The sequence below is a fragment of the Acidobacteriota bacterium genome (genome assembly GCA_016715115.1).
Lineage (GTDB): Bacteria > Acidobacteriota > Blastocatellia > Pyrinomonadales > Pyrinomonadaceae > JAFDVJ01.
Genome location: JADKBM010000011.1, coordinates 347,216 through 365,489, shown reverse-complemented (window position 1 = coordinate 365,489; position 18,274 = coordinate 347,216). Strand labels below are relative to the sequence as shown.

The 18,274-nt window shown below is 56.5% G+C and carries 16 protein-coding genes; 8 read left to right on the top strand and 8 right to left on the bottom strand.

The annotated features are described in order from the left end of the window. Window positions 1–125 precede the first annotated feature (125 nt). On the bottom strand, window positions 126–452 hold the full coding sequence (locus IPN69_10350; protein MBK8811117.1) for a PilZ domain-containing protein: 327 nt from the start codon (window positions 450–452) through the stop codon (window positions 126–128). Continuing rightward, on the bottom strand, window positions 449–1,936 hold the full coding sequence (locus tag IPN69_10345; protein ID MBK8811116.1) for an amino acid permease: 1,488 nt from the start codon (window positions 1,934–1,936) through the stop codon (window positions 449–451). The genes IPN69_10350 and IPN69_10345 overlap by 4 nt, the downstream gene beginning before the upstream one ends. 133 nt (window positions 1,937–2,069) lie before the next feature. On the opposite strand from IPN69_10345, the gene IPN69_10340 reads away from it, so the two are divergent. From IPN69_10340 to rpsT, 5 genes are all read left to right on the top strand, one after another. Continuing rightward, on the top strand, window positions 2,070–3,590 hold the full coding sequence (locus IPN69_10340) for a hypothetical protein (GenBank protein ID MBK8811115.1): 1,521 nt from the start codon (window positions 2,070–2,072) through the stop codon (window positions 3,588–3,590). 32 nt (window positions 3,591–3,622) lie between these two features. Further along, on the top strand, window positions 3,623–4,984 hold the full coding sequence (gene pabB, locus IPN69_10335) for an aminodeoxychorismate synthase component I (protein MBK8811114.1): 1,362 nt from the start codon (window positions 3,623–3,625) through the stop codon (window positions 4,982–4,984). 567 nt (window positions 4,985–5,551) lie between these two features. After that, the gene (locus IPN69_10330) at window positions 5,552–5,986 is read left to right on the top strand and encodes a biopolymer transporter ExbD (GenBank protein ID MBK8811113.1); all 435 of its coding nucleotides are present in this window, start codon (window positions 5,552–5,554) and stop codon (window positions 5,984–5,986) included. Between the two features lie 81 nt (window positions 5,987–6,067). Next, complete coding sequence (locus IPN69_10325) at window positions 6,068–6,868, top strand: J domain-containing protein (protein MBK8811112.1); 801 nt, start codon at window positions 6,068–6,070, stop codon at window positions 6,866–6,868. Between the two features lie 124 nt (window positions 6,869–6,992). Continuing rightward, complete coding sequence (rpsT, locus tag IPN69_10320; GenBank protein MBK8811111.1) at window positions 6,993–7,259, top strand: 30S ribosomal protein S20; 267 nt, start codon at window positions 6,993–6,995, stop codon at window positions 7,257–7,259. 536 nt (window positions 7,260–7,795) lie between these two features. Here rpsT and holA read toward each other — a convergent pair. The 6 genes from holA to argH all read right to left on the bottom strand — a co-directional run bounded on the left by holA (window position 7,796) and on the right by argH (window position 14,902). Beyond that, window positions 7,796–8,848, bottom strand: coding sequence for a DNA polymerase III subunit delta (gene holA / locus IPN69_10315; protein ID MBK8811110.1), 1,053 nt, complete (start codon window positions 8,846–8,848; stop codon window positions 7,796–7,798). Window positions 8,849–8,854: 6 nt separating this feature from the next. Beyond that, complete coding sequence (locus tag IPN69_10310) at window positions 8,855–9,406, bottom strand: hypothetical protein (GenBank protein ID MBK8811109.1); 552 nt, start codon at window positions 9,404–9,406, stop codon at window positions 8,855–8,857. Beyond that, window positions 9,403–10,245: a dihydropteroate synthase gene (gene folP, locus IPN69_10305; protein ID MBK8811108.1), complete on the bottom strand. Its 843-nt coding sequence runs from the start codon at window positions 10,243–10,245 to the stop codon at window positions 9,403–9,405. Before folP ends, IPN69_10310 begins: the two co-directional genes overlap by 4 nt. A 73-nt stretch (window positions 10,246–10,318) precedes the next feature. Continuing rightward, window positions 10,319–12,271 (bottom strand): ATP-dependent zinc metalloprotease FtsH, encoded by a 1,953-nt coding sequence (gene ftsH, locus IPN69_10300; GenBank protein MBK8811107.1) that lies wholly within the window; start codon window positions 12,269–12,271, stop codon window positions 10,319–10,321. A gap of 215 nt (window positions 12,272–12,486) precedes the next feature. After that, complete coding sequence (gene tilS, locus IPN69_10295) at window positions 12,487–13,497, bottom strand: tRNA lysidine(34) synthetase TilS (protein ID MBK8811106.1); 1,011 nt, start codon at window positions 13,495–13,497, stop codon at window positions 12,487–12,489. 16 nt (window positions 13,498–13,513) lie between these two features. Beyond that, on the bottom strand, window positions 13,514–14,902 hold the full coding sequence (gene argH, locus IPN69_10290) for an argininosuccinate lyase (protein ID MBK8811105.1): 1,389 nt from the start codon (window positions 14,900–14,902) through the stop codon (window positions 13,514–13,516). 121 nt (window positions 14,903–15,023) lie between these two features. On the opposite strand from argH, the gene IPN69_10285 reads away from it, so the two are divergent. From IPN69_10285 to IPN69_10275, 3 genes are all read left to right on the top strand, one after another. Beyond that, window positions 15,024–15,449, top strand: coding sequence for an arginine repressor (locus IPN69_10285; GenBank protein MBK8811104.1), 426 nt, complete (start codon window positions 15,024–15,026; stop codon window positions 15,447–15,449). A 223-nt stretch (window positions 15,450–15,672) separates the two neighbouring features. Next, window positions 15,673–16,872, top strand: a complete 1,200-nt coding sequence (locus IPN69_10280; GenBank protein MBK8811103.1) for an argininosuccinate synthase — start codon at window positions 15,673–15,675, stop codon at window positions 16,870–16,872. Between the two features lie 195 nt (window positions 16,873–17,067). Continuing rightward, window positions 17,068–18,150, top strand: coding sequence for a hypothetical protein (locus IPN69_10275; protein ID MBK8811102.1), 1,083 nt, complete (start codon window positions 17,068–17,070; stop codon window positions 18,148–18,150). Window positions 18,151–18,274: the final 124 nt, after the last annotated feature.

The window sequence follows — 18,274 nt, the reverse complement described above, 5'->3', positions numbered from 1 at the left end:
CCTTTAGCCTTTTGCCTTTTGCCTTTTGCCTTTTGCCTTTTGCCTTTTGCCTTTTGCCTTTTGCCTTTTGCCTTTTGCCTTTTGCCTTTAGCCTTTTGCCTTTTGCCTTTTGCCTTTTGCCTTTTTCAGGACCTGAGCGTCGCCAGGTAATTCTCCAGAAAATTCTTCTGGGCCGGTCCGAGGTCTATGAAGCGGACGGCAAAGCCGATTTCGTAAAAATGATTGACGACCTCGCCCGCGAACTGGACCTTCATCCCGTCGCTGACCGGCAAAAAGACTCGCACACGATCGCCGTTTTCGACCTCGCCCGAACATAGGACGAAACATCCCTCAAGCGAAAGATCGCTCAACGTTCCGTTCTTGCGGCCGGCGGCAACTTCCCACTCGACCTCGATGTTCACCGAATATCTCGGGAACTTTCTCCTGTCATCACCCGCGCGTCTGTCGATCATTCCGTCTTACCGTCCGTATTCCCGGTTTTTCCGGCCGTCAAATAATAATAAACGGGCAATCCGGCCAAAATCAGAAAAATTCCGATAAATGACTGCGTCGGACTCGTCATCAGCGTGTTGATCAGCAACCATCCGGCGACGAGCAGGAACAGGACCGGAACGACCGGATATCCCCACGCCTTATAGGGACGCTCCATATCCGGGTACTTTTGGCGGAAAACGAAGACCGACGCGGTCGCCAAAGCGTAAAAGATCCAGGAACCGAAAATAACGTAGTCGGTCAATGCATCGAACGATCCGGAAAGCGCCAGCAAACAGGCCCAGAGGCCCTGCGCGACCAGCGCAAGGACCGGCACGCGCGTCGCCGAGAGTCGTCCGAGCGACTTGAACATCACGCCGTCCTGCGCCATCGCGTATGGAACCCGGGAACCGGCGAGGATCGACGTATGAAGGGTTCCGAGCGAAGAAAGCATCAGTCCCGTCGTCATCAAGACCAGCGCGCCGGCGCCGAAGAACTTGACGGCGACCTCGCGTGCGACCGACGAATCCTTTGAAACGCTCGCGATCTCGGTCGGAGTCAAAACATAAAAATATGCGAAGTTTATGAATACATAGAGAAAAATGATCAGAATCGTTCCGCCGATCAAAGCCAACGGGATGTTTCGCTTCGGGTTATCGACCTCGCCGGCAACGAGCGAGAGGTTGTTCCAACCGTCATACCCCCACAGCGCGCCGAGCATCGCCGCGCCGAATCCGGCAAGAAACGCCTTCACGACGGTCATCGTTTCCAAGAATCCCAAGCCTGCCCGAAACGTGTTGCCGTCGATGCCGTATCGCGCGGACTCCGCAACCGCCTCGCAAGCGCCGCCGTCGTTGACCATCGAGTAGTTGCCCCAATTCCCGTCGGCCAGAAAAAAGGCGCCGAATCCGACGAGCAGTATCAGCCCGATCTTCACGAATGTGAGCACCGTCGCGATCTGCCCGCCGATCGCCACCGACGCGCAGTTGATCGTTGTCACGATGACGATCATCATCACCGCTATGATCTGCAGTGATGTCAACTCGTATACGTAGCCGAGAATATCGGTCTTGAACAATGTCTGCTTGAGCCCGCCGCCGAGAAAGTCGTTGAGAAAAACCGCGAATGCCACGGCGACCGCCGCCTGCGAACCTGTTTTGGCGATGAAGATCTGCATCCAGCCGAACAGGAAACTCGATACCTTCCCGTACGCGTCACGCAAAAAGACGTATTCGCCGCCCGCTTCAGGCTTCATCGCCGAAAGCTCGGCGTAAGTCAGAGCGCCGGCGAGTGACAAGATTCCGGCCGCGATCCACGCAAGCAGCACCCACTCAGGCGAGCCGACGTTGCACGTCATTACGCGCGCTTTCAGGAACACGCCAGTGCCGATGACGTTGCCGACGATCATTGAGATTGCGGCCATCAGTCCGAGCCCCCGAACCAATGACATTGTGTCTTTTTGCATACCGATCCTTTGAGTTAAACGCTGTTAAAAAATGATTGTCATTTTCCAACGCAGCAAATATAATTTTCTGAGCGAGTAGCGGCTGTCAGGTCCGCTCAATGAGCCTCCCGACCCACTCTCACCTACAAAACGTATGGAATACACAGTCGTCTTGCTTGACGGAAAGGAACAACGCGATCTCTCGTTGGAACAGGTCAAGCAACTGTTCTTCGGCAGACAGATCAATCAGAATTCCCTCGTCCGGTCGAGAACCGATCCGAACTGGCGTATGCTGAAGCGCGAATTCGACCTGTCCCAGTGGCTTCCGGAGGCGGTCCGGAAGGCAACCTATGTCGCATCTGCGCCGCAACCCGCCAATCCACAACCGTCGGCGGGACAAGATTTCGAGGCGGCTTCTGCCAATACCGTGAACTCGCTTGTAAATGAACCGGCGCCGAACGGTCACAGACAAAATAATCAAAGCCAAACCTTTTATCAAGCTGAGAGTCTTCCGGCCGCCGGCAAACTCCAAAATATTCAGTCGAGCTATGCTCCGACGAGCGTCCGCTATCTTCCGGGCCAAACCGAAGGCGATCCCGCGATTCGTCCCGGTTTACGGCCGGCTGCCGTTTTTCTCATCATCAACGCTTTCTTATATGTTGCCGTCGTGATCATCAACGGACTCGCCACGAAAGGCGATTCGGCGGAAAGCACCGGACGAATGGTCGGGCAAACGATAATTCCGGTCGCGATCGATCTGCTGCTCGCGTCAAAGCTCTGGATGAACAAGGATCCCGAATCAACACGAAAATGGGTGCTCGCCCGATGCTACGTAGGGTTCGCGATCGGTTTGGCACTCCCGTTCGTCTCCAAGGATACGGTGGGCATTGTCATCGGCATCGTTTTCGCGATCCTCGGTTTGTTCTATCTTCTGGCGATGGCGCTCGTCCTTCACGGTCGTTCGAATCCCTCCGCCGGAAGAATCTACGCCGGTATCGGTTCGTTCAGCGTTTTCGCCCTCCTCGCTTTCGGCGTCCTCGGCGTCGCCGGACTCGGATTGGCGCTTCCGTCGCTCGCCAAACTCGATCTGGCAAATTCGCAGATCGAAAAATACAAGCTCGAAGGCAGAGATTTCAAGGACAAGACCACCGGTGCGTCCGTCTCACTTCCCGATGGCTGGGTGATGATCGCGCCGTCAAACCCGATCGTCTCGACGCCGATGGCGCGAATGATCGCGATGGACGACCGCGGCGAGCGGTTGGCAATGCTCGAGGTCGTGCCGGTTCCGGCGCAGCTCGATATGAAGCGTCAGACGCCGTCGGCGATCCTCGACAAGCTCTGCGACGGCGTCGTGGCCTCAATGCAGGAGCAGACCGACAAGGGATCGATCTTCGGCAAGCCCACGGTCACGGAGGTCTCGCGCGTCGGGACGTTTGTCGGCAAACATCCCGGCAAACTCCTGATCGTGGAAAAGACCGAAATGGGTCAGCGCGTCAAAGGCCACGTGACAATCACGTACGATGAATTGACGTTCTACGTTCTCCATTCGTGGTGTCCGACCGCCGAATATTCAAACTCGCAGAACGACTTTCAGGTCTTCGAGCGATCGTTTTACATCCCCGACGAGATCAATTCGGTCTTCACGCAGACAGCCGAAAACGACCGCCGCAAGTAACTCGCTGTGGTATATTCTGCAAAGCAGCAAGAGTGAACCAGCGGAAGTTAAACATCAAATCGGCGAACGACCTCGTCGGACGTCTTTTGCGTCTCGCGGCGAGTGAGGAGCTCTGTCTGCTCGACAGCGCCGGCGCAAAGTATGCCGGCTCGCGATTCCTGATCTGCGGACTCCGCGCCGCCGAACGGATTGAAATCTGTTCGCCGAACGCTTCTGATACTGTTCGTTTGGTTGACGAAAAGATCTCGTCGCATCCCTTCTCGATCTTCACCTTCTCCTACGACTTCGGCCTCAAATTGCAAAACATCGAATCGCGCCACCGCAACGTCGCCGAGCCGGACGTTTTTCTCGCGCTTTTCGATTGTTTGTTGATCCACGATTATGACTGCTCCGAAACCCGTCTGATCGGCGATTCAAGCCGTTTTGACGAGATCGAAGAACTGCTTTCCTCAAACGACCCGCTCGCCGAATCGCCGATTTTCGCCGATGACGTCAAAATGGACGTTTCGCGCGCGGATTATCTCGCCGATATCGCGTCGATCCACGAACTGATCCGCTCGGGAAGCACGTATCAAACGAATCTGACCCATCCGGTCCGCGCCGATCTGCCCGCGGGACTGACACCGGCAGACATCTTTTCCCGTTTGCGGCGCACCAATCCGGCGCCGTTCTCGGCGTACATTCAACGGACCGAATCGACCGTCGTTTCGACCTCGCCGGAACGCTTCTTCTCGATCGACGGGTCGATCATCGAGGCTTCTCCGATCAAAGGGACACGACCGCGCGGTACCGACGCCGCCGAAGACAAACGCCTGCGGGTCGAACTCGAGGCATCGGAAAAGGACCGTGCCGAAAACGTGATGATCGTCGATCTGCTCCGCAACGATCTCGGACGGGTCTGTGAGTTCGGGTCGGTCGCGGTTCTGGAACTTTGCGCGATCGAAGAGCATCCGACGATTTTTCATCTCGTTTCAACGATCCGCGGCTCCCTTCGCCAGGATCTGGAATTCTCGGATATCTTGAGGGCGCTTTTCCCCTGCGGATCGATCACCGGCGCGCCGAAGATCAGTACGATGAATATTATCGATTCGATCGAACGTTCGTCCCGCGGCCTCTCGATGGGTGCCATCGGCTATTACGCCCGTGACGGATTCGGCGGCGATCTCGGCACGGCAACGCGCGCCGATCTGTCGGTCGCCATCCGCACGATGGTCGTCCGCGCGCGTGAAGCCGTTTTCAATGTCGGCGGCGGGATCGTCATCGACAGCGAGGGCGACGACGAGTATCGCGAATCGCTCGCCAAAGCCCGGGCGCTGATTGGAGCGCTGTGCGGCGACATCCGACGCTTGTTTCCAGATTACGCATTGAACGGTACTCGCCCGCCGGATTCGTGAAAAAGCGCGATCGCTCATTTCGATCGGCCTATTCACAAATTTCGGAGTGCCGCGCGAAGTAACTTCCGTGATTCAGGTTCCACGGAATCGTTCTACCGGCGCGAGCGCGCGTCGGATCGATTCGGTTCGTGGAAATCGAAGCGACCGCTCCTTCCGCCCCACAAGTCGTTTGATCACTTTGAGATTTCAGATATTTGAGATGTGTTCATCTGTATCAGAAACGGCGCCCGGACCGCCGTTAACTAGGTATTTAGCGGCTCTCGATCATAGTTCAATGCGTAATTTGGGCTCAAGAAATACCGTTCCCGGATCGGCCGTCGAGTGCGCGAATCGAGAATCCGCGCACTCCAAAGCCGGCTCTTCGCGCGAAGTCAGCCAAGATCGCAAAGAACGGGATTTCTAAATCTGCCTCTATGACGTAATTCGGGTTTCCTCCGGGAACAAATCGCAGCCGTCGGCGTCTAAGTCCGCGAAAGGTCGGATCGAATGGCTGAGCTCCTGAAAAACCTGCCTTAAGTTTGGCCTTTGATCCCGGCCTTTCAAAATTACCGGCCCCGGAGGAGATCAATGAAACCAAACATCAACGTTACGCCGCTGATCGACGTCCTGCTCGTGCTGCTCATCATTTTTATGGTCATTTCGCCGGCAAAACCGACGCACTTCGAAACGAACGTCCCGTCGCCGCCAAAAACCGACGCCGGAATGAACCAGAATCCGAATACCCTGATCGTAACGGTTCAGGCGAACGGATCTTTCCGTTTGAACCTCGATAGCGAGGCCGGGGCAGTCGACGACCCGCGCCTGTTGAGTGAGAAACTCGCAGACGTCTTCCGATTTCGAGAGCAAAACGGCATCTTTCGCGAGAACACGAACGAAATCGAGAAGACGGTTTTCATAAGCGCGCCGACTTCGCTCGATTACGGCACGGTTGTTCGCGCCGTCGACGCGGTCAAGGGCGCCGGCGCGGATCCTGTCGGCCTCAAGATCGACAAACCGAATTGAACCTCGCTTTGTTTTACGGCGCTGCGGCTGTGATATAATCGGCGTAGTCGCGCGTGCCGACCGATCCCTCTCCGACACAGAATGAACTATTACGAGGTTCTCAAAGTATCGCCAAAAGCGTCGAATGCCGAGGTCAAGTCGGCGTACCGCAAACTTGCGCGCAAACTTCATCCGGACAAGACCGACGGCGACGAGCAGAAGGCGGTTGAATTCGCGCGGGTCGCGAAGGCTTACGAGGTTCTAGGCAATCCGAAGCAGCGGGCCGAGTATGACCGTTTCAGGCTCGACGAACAGTATCGGTCGGGCAAAGACGACTCGGTCTTCGGTCCCGACAACCCGCACGTCCGGCGCTGGCGCCAGATGGTTTACGAGCGGCGCTACAACGAGATCATCGACCGGATGATCGCCGATGAACGTCGGGAATCGGTCGCGCTTCAGAAGATCGTTTTTCCGATGGTCGCATTGTTTGTTTCGACATTCGCGGCGGCGGTCTTCCGGCCAAGTTTCTTTTCGGATTCGACGATGATCGGAAAGATCATTCTCGTTTCCCTTTCTGCCGCGGGTTTGATACATCTTTTCGGGCGGCTTCGCGAGGCGTTTCAAAAATACACTTACACGGAGAATATTCACGACACGATCCTCGAGGAGAATGCTCCCGAAACCCGGCCTTACTCACGCTTGACGGCGGTCGCGTTTGTGGTCTCGGGATTTTTGCTGAGCCTTGCCGCGGGTTGGCTGACGGGCAACTACTTCTCGTTCATCATCCATTCGTCGATGCCGACGCTCTATTCGGCGGAACTCAAGCCCGAGATCTTCTTTTACCCGCCGATCGTCGTGCTGTTCGTCGATCTGATGCATTTGATCGTCTCGAAATACGAGTAATCCGGCGTGATCGCCGGACAGCAAGCGGCGCACCGGCTGCGAATGCGCTTGACAATCGCCGACCCGGACGCTAGAATCTGGAGTTTCTCTTAAAGGAGAAAGATTTCACTTTTTTGAATAAATTATGCCTAATCATAAGTCAGCTGAGAAACGCGTAAGACAGACCGCGAAAAGAAATTTAGTCAACCGCAACAACAAGAGCCGTCTTCGTACGCAGATCAAGAAGCTCCGCACCGCGCTTGCGGCGGGCGACCAGACACAGAGCAACGAGCTTTTGGTGCCGACCATCTCGGCGATCGACAAGGCCGTGAACAAGGGTATTCTGCATCGCAACACAGCTGCGCGTTACAAGTCGCGGCTGACGGTTCACGTCAACAAGCTGGCGCAGTAAGACTGCTCGATCGTTTCTCCTTTGAAAAACGGAGGCAACCGGTAACACGGTGTGCCTCCGATTTTTTGTGTCTGAAAGTGGGCCCGCGAATTTCCGCGAATCCGCGCGAAGAAGATTCTGTCCGAACCCGCACGAACAAACCGCTCTTCAAAACTTCGGCCCGTCCGGCGGCCCAATTTTATGATACCGGCTTCTATTGCCGCGCTTTGGACCAGTTTCTATTCGTGTGGATTCGCGAAGATTCGCGGGCAAAATCCGCTAGTGCGCGATTTGGGATAAGCCCCAAATTACGCTTTTGGATCTTCATCGTGGATTCTTGACGATCTCGCGGATCACTCGGACATTGCGCTCTTTGCGTTCTCCGCGCGGGAAAATTCCTGATCGGCGAAAGGCAAGCCGGACGTTCACGAAAGTCCGCCAAGATCGTAAAGAACGGGAATTCTCTTAATTCGAGTCTATTGCGTGACCTCGGATAATGCTCCCGACTTCATCCGGGAGCCCAACCAAGACCGTCATTCTGCACTATCCAACCTGCACTATCTCTCTCCATCGATGAGTTCCGCCACCAGGATCTCGATCTGAAGCCGGGCCCCATTGTTCCCGCCGCCGCCGCGCGACGTTTTGATGGCAAGGTCGGTCTCCGCAATGCGTTTCAGCGCACGCGTCAACGTTCGCTCATCCGCGCGGCGCGCAAAAGTCAGGAAGTCCTCCTGCTTGCGATAGGGCAAATCCAGGTTTCGCGCCACGTCGCGCCGTTCCTCGCCGTTGAGCATCATCGCCTTCGCCTTGAACAGCTTGTGAAAGTTGCTTGCGATCAGACCGAGCAGCATCAGCGGTTCGGCGCCGTCATCAAGGATCTTCCTGAGCGTTTCAAATGTCCGCGCCTTGTCGCGGGCGAACATATGATCCGTCAGATCGAAATTCGAAATGATCCGCGAGCTCGGAACGAGCGAATCGACCAGATCGAAGGTGATCAATTTTCCGGGCAGCGCGGCTGTCGAGATCTTCTTGATCTCGGTCTCGAGGCGGCGCAGATCGTTGCCGACCAGACCGACAAAGTAGTTCAGCGCGCGGGCATCGATGTCGAAGCCGAGGTTGGTGATCTCGCGTCGCGCCCAATTCGCGAGATCGGCCTCTTCAAGCCGTTTGAATTCGACTGCGACCGAATTCTCGAGAAGTAGTTTCGACATCCGGCGGCGTTTGTCGAGTTCGTCGGCGATCAATATCAGGACGGAGGTCTCCGCCGGGCGGCCGAGGTATGCGGCGAGTACACCCTCGCTTTCTTCCTTGAGCGTATCGCGGGTTCCGGACGCGAAAATCCGAACGTCCTCAATCCGGATCACGCGCCGTGGCGACATCATCGGCAATTGCTCGGCCGCGGCGAGGGCTTTCGCGATATTCTCCGAATTGTTGAGCGAGAACTCCGTTTCGTTGAACTCACGAAGTCCGCTTTCGGCAAGCGCCCGGTCGGCGATAAAGGTCGCCGCTTTGTTCCGCAGATAAGGTTCCGCGCCAAAGAGAACGTAAACCGGGGCGATCTCGTTGTTCTTAAGCTGCGTCCAAAGTTGTTCGCGGGTCAAAACCGGCATTTGAATCTATTTCTTCTCGTCTCTGACACCCATTCCGTTAACGATCGTCGAAACGACCGATTCCGCAAATGCCCTCGACATACGTTCAACGGCCGGGTCTTCTTCGTTGAAGAATGTTCGCGGATCTTCGCTGAACTCAAACGAGTCACGGAAAATGAAATTCTGATTGTCGTAGAGAATCCGGTTCGAGCGCAGATCGCGGATCGTCACCGCCGAGGTGATCGTCACTTCGTACACACGTGCCCGGCCCTCGCGGTCGAGCAGCACGCCCGAGAAGTTGAAATCGCGGATGTTTCCCTCGACGACTGCATCGGCCCCATCGCGCGTCCCCTGAACCTTCAACCCCCGGCCGCGGCGGATGATCTCGCGCGAGACCGCTTCCGTAAAGCGGGTTTCGACACGATAACGCAGTCCCTTGGCTTCGAACTGAAAAGCCGGAACGGCGATGATCTTGATGTCTTTCGGCAATCCGGTATTCGTGACAGGCTTGTAGCATTCGGTGAAACCGGAGGCAAACGCCAAGACTGCAGAAGCCAGAAGGATCTTCACTAATTTCATAACTGCTCTTTGATCGCTTCGACGACCCGCACCGCGTGCGCGGTTTCGGCGACGTCGTGAACACGCACGATCCGCGCACCGTTCCATACCGCAAGCGCTGCTCCCGAAAGGCTCCCGGCAAGACGTTCGCCGACGGGAACGCCGCCGAGGATCGTTCCGAGAAAAGACTTCCTCGACAGGCCGACGAGGACCGCAAGGTCATTGAATTCCCGGACAAGTTTATCAAGTTTGGCGATAATTTCTAAGTTCTGTTCGACGCTTTTGCCGAATCCGATGCCGATGTCGAGCGCGATCCGATCACGTTCGACCCCGTAACGGCCGGCGATCGTCAGACTCGCGCGCCACCCGTCCGCGACGTCCGCAACGATGTCCGGCACAGGCGTTTGCGAATGCATCGTTTCGAAGTTCCCGCGGAGATGCATCAGGATCAATCCAGACCCCGAATTCGCTGCGATTTCGCCGATCCGTTCGTCAAACCTCAGTCCGGAAACGTCGTTGATGATCTCCGCTCCGGCATCGACCGCGGCGCGCGCGACCTCGTTTTTCGAAGTATCGATCGAAACGGCGACGTCGAAGCGTTTGGCGATTCCCTCAATTACAGGGACGACGCGCCGGATCTCCTCGTGAAACGCGACGCGCGTGCTGTTCGGTCGCGTCGATTCCCCGCCGATGTCGATGATATCCGCGCCCTCGGCGATCAACTCTTCGGCGCGACGCAACGCGGCATCGAGATCGCCGAACGATCCGCCGTCAAAAAAGCTGTCGGGCGTGACGTTAAGGATTCCCATTACCAGCGTCCGGTCGAAACGGAATTCACGTCGCGATGTTTTCCAGATCATAGCTTTCAGTCAACCCAAAAAAGAAAAGGGACGAAAAACTTTCATCCCTCATCCCTCACCGTTCGTCCGTCGGTTACGCCGTCGCCGGATTGTTCGGCGCGATCGGCGGAATCAGCGAATCCTTGAGACTCTTCTTCGGCTTATCGTCAGATTGTGCCGGTCCGCTGTCGCCGCCCGTCGACACCGAACTGTCCCCGCCATCGAGCGGAAGACCGGCCACAACGCGGCGAATCTGAACGCTGTCGAGCGTTTCGAGTTCGAGCAGCGCCGCGCTGAGTCGAACCATTGCCTCGGAATTGTTCTCCAGAACCCGCCGCGCGACTTCGTACTGGTCGGCGATGATCTTCTTGACCTCTTTGTCGATCTTGATCGCTGTGTCTTCGGAATAATCCCGATGCTGCGAGATCTCGCGTCCGAGAAAGATCTGCTCTTCCTTCTTACCGAAAGTTAGCGGTCCGAGTTCGGACATACCGTATTCGCAGACCATCGATCGCGCCAACTCGGTGGCACGCTCAATGTCGTTGGATGCTCCCGTCGTCACCTGGTCGGCGCCGAAATAGATCTCTTCGGCAAGCCGTCCACCCATCAAGATCGCGATCTGGCTGAGGATGTATTCCTTCGTATAGCTGTGACGATCGGCTTCCGGAAGCTGCTGCGTGACGCCGAGCGCCATACCACGCGGAATGATCGAGACCTTGTGCACGGGATCGGCCGACGGCACCTTCAGCCCGACAAGAGTGTGTCCGGCCTCGTGATAGGCCGTAAGCTTTTTCTCGTGGTCTGAAAGAACCATACTGCGGCGTTCCGCGCCCATCATCACTTTGTCCTTGGCGATCTCGAAATCCGTCATCGTCACAACCTTCTTGTTGTAACGCGCCGCATTCAAAGCCGCTTCGTTGACGATGTTCGCCAGATCCGCGCCGGTGAATCCCGGCGTTCCGCGCGCGATGACCGTGATATCGACATTCTCGTCAAGCGGAATCTTGCGCGTGTGGACCTTCAGGATGCCCTCTCGGCCGCGAACGTCCGGACGACCGACGACCACGCGACGGTCGAAACGGCCGGGTCGAAGAAGCGCCGGATCGAGCACGTCCGGGCGGTTCGTGGAGGCCATCAGGATAACGCCGTCGTTTGACTCGAATCCATCCATTTCGACAAGAAGCTGATTCAACGTCTGTTCGCGCTCATCGTGACCGCCGCCAAGTCCGGCGCCGCGATGGCGTCCGACCGCATCGATCTCGTCGATGAAGATGATGCACGGAGCGTTCTTCTTGCCCTGGTCAAAGAGGTCGCGGACGCGCGAGGCGCCGACGCCGACGAACATTTCGACAAAATCGGAACCGGAGATCGAAAAGAACGGGACGTTCGCTTCACCGGCGACGGCCTTCGCCAAAAGAGTCTTGCCCGTTCCGGGCGCCCCGACCATCAAGACACCCTTCGGAATTCGTCCGCCGAGTTTTTGAAATTTCTGCGGATCCTTCAGGAATTCGATTATCTCCTGAAGTTCCTCTTTCGCTTCCTCGACCCCGGCGACGTCTTTGAACGTGACGCGTTTCTGCTGATTATTCAGCAACTTCGCGCGCGACTTCCCAAAACTCAGAGCCTTGTTTCCCCCGGCCTGCATTTGCCTGAGGGTAAAGGCCAGGAAACCGATGAGGAGCAGAAACGGGAGCGCGTTTATCAGGAGGATCCAACCGTAACCGCTAGATGATTGTTCGAGCGTGGTCTTGATCGTTCCCTGCTGGGCCTCGTTGATCTTGTCGATCGCGCCCAATAGATTCGTCCGCGTGGCGTCGCTCGCGTCGAGTTTGGTGATGAACTTTTCGCGATCCTTGTTCGTCAGTTCAAGCGAATCCTGCTTGATCAGAACCTCGGCGATGTCTTTATTGCGAATCCGATTCAACGCTTCGTCGTAGCTCAATTCCAACGGATTCTTGCCTTGTTTGGACTGAAGCGCCCAAACCAGAACCATCGCGCCGGCGAGGATCATCAACCACAACAAGACTTGTTTTGCTTTAGAACTCAATTTATAGCCTCCAAAATCACATTTATCCCACTTTCAAAAACAACGTTGTTTCGATGAGCATTCACGCCCGACCGTTGTGTCGAAAGCGCGGGCAAATGATTACAACTTAGATTCTAGTTTGCGGAAATTCATTTTTCAACCTTTGTTTCGAGATAAGCTTCCGCGCGGACTGGTGTTGAAAGAGTCCGAATGGCTTCGAATTCCCGATTTGCAATCTATCGGCCATCGCCCTCAGGCCCTCGAAACGATCGTCTGAACACAAGTTTCCCGCCGCCTTTTACGACGGAATCGCCGTTCGGCAACTCAGCGGTCTTGCCGCTTTTTGAACCCGAGATTAAACGTTCGATCGCGTCGATGTGTTTCAAACCGATGCCGCGAAGATTTCCGCGCTCGCGATTTACCCACTGCCGCAGGTATTCGAGGAGTTGCGCCCGGGGAAGACCTTTGAGATCAGCGATCAACGGTTCATCCACGTTCAAAGGCGCCGGCTCCGCCGTGTTGCGAAGCAGTTCGGAATTGCGGGCGAGCGTTTCGACGATCCTCGGATTGAAGGTCTCAAGCAACGGAATCAACTCCTTCCGCACCCGTACCCGGCTGAACGCGAGATCGTCGTTCATCGCATCGTTGACGAATTCTTCGCCGGTTTCTCCGCAAAAAGCCTCGGTGTCGCGCCGCATCGCCCAAGTCAATAGTGGGCGAATGAGACGGACGCCACGGTCGGAATTCTCGTCGATCCGGAACTCGTCGATCACCGGCCTCATCGCCGAAAGTCCGGCGGTCCCGCTGCCGCGAATCAGATTAAGAAGAAATGTTTCGGCTTGATCGTTCAGAGTGTGCGCGGTGCAGACCGCGAATGCCCCGAGCGATTCGGCGATCTCAGCAAGGAATCGATAACGGGCGCGGCGCGCGTTCTGTTCGAGGTTTCCGGACTTTGCGACCTCGAATCGTCCGACGGCCCGCGACACGACGAATCTCAACCCGAGTTTCGTCGACAGCGCCTCAACGAACCGTGCGTCGGACGGGCCTTGATCGCCGCGCAAACCGTGTTCGAAATGCGCGACGACGATCTCGTTCGCGATCTTCGTTCGATTCGTGAGGTCGCTCAACGCAAGCAAGAGACTGACCGAGTCCGCGCCCCCGGAAACACCGACGACGATCCTCTCGTCCGCGAACGGCAAACCCAGTTTCCGCCATTCGGTGAGGAGTTTTCTTGGGAATGAATCCATTGAAGTCGAAAGTCGCCTACTGCCTGCCGATCTCTTCCCGCGCCGCCGCGAGCGCCTCGGCGACGCGTTCCGGGGAAGTTCCGCCGATCTGGTTTTTCGTTTCGAGAGTGCTTTCAAGACTCAGAGCTTCGAAGACGTCACCGTCGATCGCGTCGGTAACGTCGCGCAGTTCTCCGAGACTCAGTTCCTGAAGTTCCTTTCCCTTTCCGATCGCATCGAGCACGATCCGGCCGACCGTGTCGTGCGCGATCCTGAACGGCACGCCTTTCCGGACAAGGTAGTCGGCAAGTTCGGTCGCGTTGAGGCATCCGCGGTTCGCCGCGACCGCCGAACGTTCGCCGTTGATCCCGATATTGCGAAGGACGATCGCCGTTACCCGCAGGGTTCCCGAGACCGTATCGACGGTATCGAAGACGGCTTCCTTATCTTCCTGCATATCTTTGTTGTAAGCCAGTGGCAAGCCCTTCATCATCGTCAGGAGCGCCGAATGATGTCCGAAGACGCGCGCTGCCTTTCCGCGGATCAATTCCAGCGCGTCGGGATTCTTCTTTTGCGGCATCAGGCTCGAACCGGTCGAGATCGCGTCGCCGAGTTCGATAAACCCGAATTCGGTCGTCGAGTAAACGATCAGATCCTCGGCGAGGCGCGAAAGATGCATCATTAGAATCGAAGAAGCACCGGCGAATTCGATCGCGAAATCGCGGTCGCTGACCGCGTCGAGGCTATTCGCCGTGATCCCGTCGAAACCGAGTTCGCGCGCGACGGTTTCACGGTCGATCTCATAACTGGTGCCGGCAAGCGCCGCCGACCCGAGCGGCATCACGTTGATGCGGCGCCAGACCTCATCGATTCGTTCACGATCGCGCGCGATCATCTCGTAATAGGCGAGACACCAATGCGCCCAAAGAACGGGCTGGGCGCGCTGCAAATGCGTGTAGCCGGGAAGAACGGAGTTCGCGTTCGCCTCGGCCAGCTCGACAAGTGCGCGTTGAACCCCAAGCGCGAGTTCGGAGATTTCGGTCACTTTCTCGCGAAGCCAGAGCCTGAAAGCGGTCGCGACCTGATCGTTGCGGCTCCGGCCGGTATGAAGCTTGCGACCGGTGTCGCCGATGAGTTGGACCAGTTTCGATTCGATGAACGAGTGAACGTCCTCAGCGGGATCGTCGAAATAGTTCTTGTCGAAATCGGCGCGCTTGAGCATTGTCCCGAGTCCGGTCTTGATCTTCTCCGCTTCGAGCCGGGTCAGAACGCCGGCGTGGAAAAGGCCATTGCAATGTGCCGCCGACGCCCGCACATCGGCTTCGAACAGTCGTCGGTCGAACCGAAACGAGTTGTTGTAGTCGGCAAAAACGGCGTCGGCGCTTTCGGTGAAGCGCCCGCCCCAAAGTTTATCTGATCCGGACATACGACTATCGTAATTCGTTCTCTCAAAATCGTAAATTCGCAATTGAAGTTTTCAAACCATTTTGCTACTTTATGCACCTATGAGTATTTTATGCGCGATAAGTGCATAAACCGACCTTTTTATGCAGAAAGAACAGCGGCAATCGGCGATCCTGGATTTGATCAACAAAGAACGTGTCGAACGCCAGGACGAGCTTGCCGAGCTGCTTGAAAGAAAAGGCTTTTCAGTGACTCAGTCGAGTGTTTCTCGCGATCTGGTCGAACTCGGCGTCGTTAAAGTTGGCGGGTTCTACGCGCTGCCGTTGAAGCCGAAGAACGAGACGATCTTCGGACTGAAGAGTCTGGCAACCGCCGGCGAGAATCTGGTGGTCGCGAAATGCGAATCGGGCCTGGCTTCGGCCTGTGCCGTCCGGATCGATTCGGAGAACTTCGAAGAGGTGGTCGGAACGATCGCCGGCGACGACACGATCTTTATCGCGGTCCGTGACTCGAACGGACAAAAAGCGGTTTTGAAAAAGATCTGGGAGATCTTTGGGATCGGGACATAGGTTTTTTGGCACCCTGGCGTTTCTTTTTCGAGCTTTGAGCCTTGGGCTGCGAACTTCGAGTGCCGGATTGACTTCGAAACCTGCGGCTCGAAGCTCGAAGCTCGAAGCTCGAAGCTCGAAGCTCGAAGCTCGAAGCTCGAAGCTCGAAGCTCGAAGCTCGAAGCTCGAAGCTCGAAAAGAAATGGAAACCGTCACACTCGTAGAGTCAAGTTCAAAAGAATTTATGCAAAACAAAATCAACAAAATAGTCCTCGCCTATTCCGGCGGGCTCGACACTTCGGCGATGCTTCTCTGGCTAAAGGAAACCTATGATTGCGAGGTCGTCTGCTACACGGCCGACATCGGACAGGGCGAGGAACTCGACGGTTTGGAAGAAAAGGCGCTCAAAACCGGGGCCTCGAAGCTTTACACCGAGGACCTGCGCGAGGAATTCGTCAAGGATTTCGTCTGGACGGCGGTCAAGGCAAATGCGCTGTACGAAGGGGTCTATCTTCTCGGCACGTCCCTGGCGCGGCCGGTGATCGCGAAGAGACAGATCGAGATCGCGCAGCTCGAAGGCGCCGACGCGGTCGCGCATGGAGCGACGGGCAAAGGCAACGACCAAGTGCGTTTCGAATTGACTTACTATGCGCTGCAGCCCGATATCAAGGTCGTCGCGCCTTGGCGCCACTGGGATTTCAAGGGCCGCGCCGATCTCATCGCATACTGCGCGAAACACGACATCAACGTCACTGCGACAGCCGAAAAACCGTATTCGATGGACCGCAATCTGATGCACGTTTCATACGAGGGCGGTATTCTTGAAGATCCTTGGACCGCCCCGCCCGAAGACATTTTCCTGCTCACGAAATCGCCGGAAAACGCTTCCGACAAGGCCGAAGAAATCGTGTTGACGTTTGAAAAGGGTGAGCCGGTGGCGATCGACGGCGAGCGGTACGGCGCAGTCGATATGCTTTCAAAACTCAACTTCATCGGCGGCGAGCACGGAATCGGCCGCGTCGATCTTGTCGAGAATCGCTTTGTCGGTATGAAATCGCGCGGCGTTTACGAAACTCCGGGCGTGACGATCCTGCAGACGGCGCACCGTGCGCTTGAATCGATCACGATGGATCGCGAAGTTATGCGCTTGCGCGACTCGCTCGGCGTCAAGTTCGCCGAATCGGTTTATTACGGATTCTGGTTCGCGCCGGAGTTCGAGATCCTCAAATCGATGATCGAACAGACGCAGGAAACGGTTTCCGGCGACGTTCGTCTGAAACTTTACAAAGGCAATGTTACGGTCAACGGGCGCAAATCGCCGTTCTCGCTTTACAAGGAAAGGATCGTGACGTTCGAAGACGATGCCGGCGCCTACAATCAATACGACGCCGAGGGCTTCATCAAGCTTCAAGCCCTGCGCCTACGGCTCCGGAAGATGGACTGAGATAGTGCAGAGTGCAAGTCAGTGCATAGTGCATAGTGCATAGTGCACAGTAGTGCATCTGCACTCTGCACTCAGCACTCTGCACTCTGCACTATGCACTGACTTGCACTCTGCACTCAGCACTCTGCACTCTGCACTCTGCACTTTGCACTCTGCACTTTGCACTCTGCACTCTGCACTTTGCACTATTTACTTATGATTGAAACAGACAAACTCGGCTCGGCGACTTCGCCGCTTGATCTATCGAAATTCGTCGCCGTTGTCGATCGGAATCCGGCACCGAAGGCGGGCGACGTGGTTGTCGTGCGCGCGCTGAGCGAATCCGTGACATACGGAAACCTGGAACTCCCGACCGGTCGACTTGCGAAGATCTATCGCAACGACGTCATCGTCGGCGTGCTCGGGCGCCGACGCGCGTTGAAGGGCTTTTTCGGCGACGTCCCGGAATCGGCGAAGGCCGGCGACCGTCTCCATCTCCTCAATATGGGGGGCGTCATCGGTATTTGCAGCGGCCATCATTCGTCATTGTCCGACGCGATCGAGGTCGAGGTCATCGGGTTTGTTTGCGATGGCGGCGCTGGTTCGACGAATCCGCCCCCGACCGCTTCGCGTATTCTGAACATTGCCGACAACGCACTCGTTCCGGCGGCCCGACTAAATACAGTTGCTCCGGTAGTGATCGTCGCCGGAACCTGTATGAATTCCGGCAAAACGGTCGCCGCGACCGAGATCATCAAACAGGCGCATCACGCCGGAATGCGCGTCGCCGGCGCGAAAATGTCGGGCGTCGCGTGTCTGCGCGATACGCTCAATATGCTCGACTGCGGCGCCGAGGCGACGGCGAGCTTTCTTGATTGCGGACTTCCGTCAACGGTCGGAGTCGAAGATCTGGCGCCGGTTGCAAAGGCGATTCTCAACAAGCTCAATCAATGCGAACCGGATCTGATCGTCGTCGAACTCGGCGACGGAATCGTCGGCGGATATTCGGTCGATTCGATCCTGATCGATGCCGAGATCAAGGCGGCGACCGCGGCTTTCGTCTTCTGCGCGTCCGATTACGTCGGCGTCATCGGCGGAGTCGAGGTCTTGAAACGCTTCGGAGTCCAAATCGACGTCGTCGCGGGTTCGGTGACCGATTCACCGGCCGGCCAGGCATTTGTCGAAAACAGCTTCGGCCTGCAAGCCGGAAATGCCAGACGCGATGGCGGGAGACTCTTTGGGCTGATCCGATCGCTTATCGTCACGAACTGTCATTCGAACGTCCGCCTTGCGGCATAATCAGGGATCCGGAAAGACTCTGGATCCGGAAAGACTCTTGCCCAAAAGACGGTCAGGATGATATAAACAACTCGTGGTCGAATCATTCAAAACCTTGCCCGGATCGATGCTCACGGCACTCGTT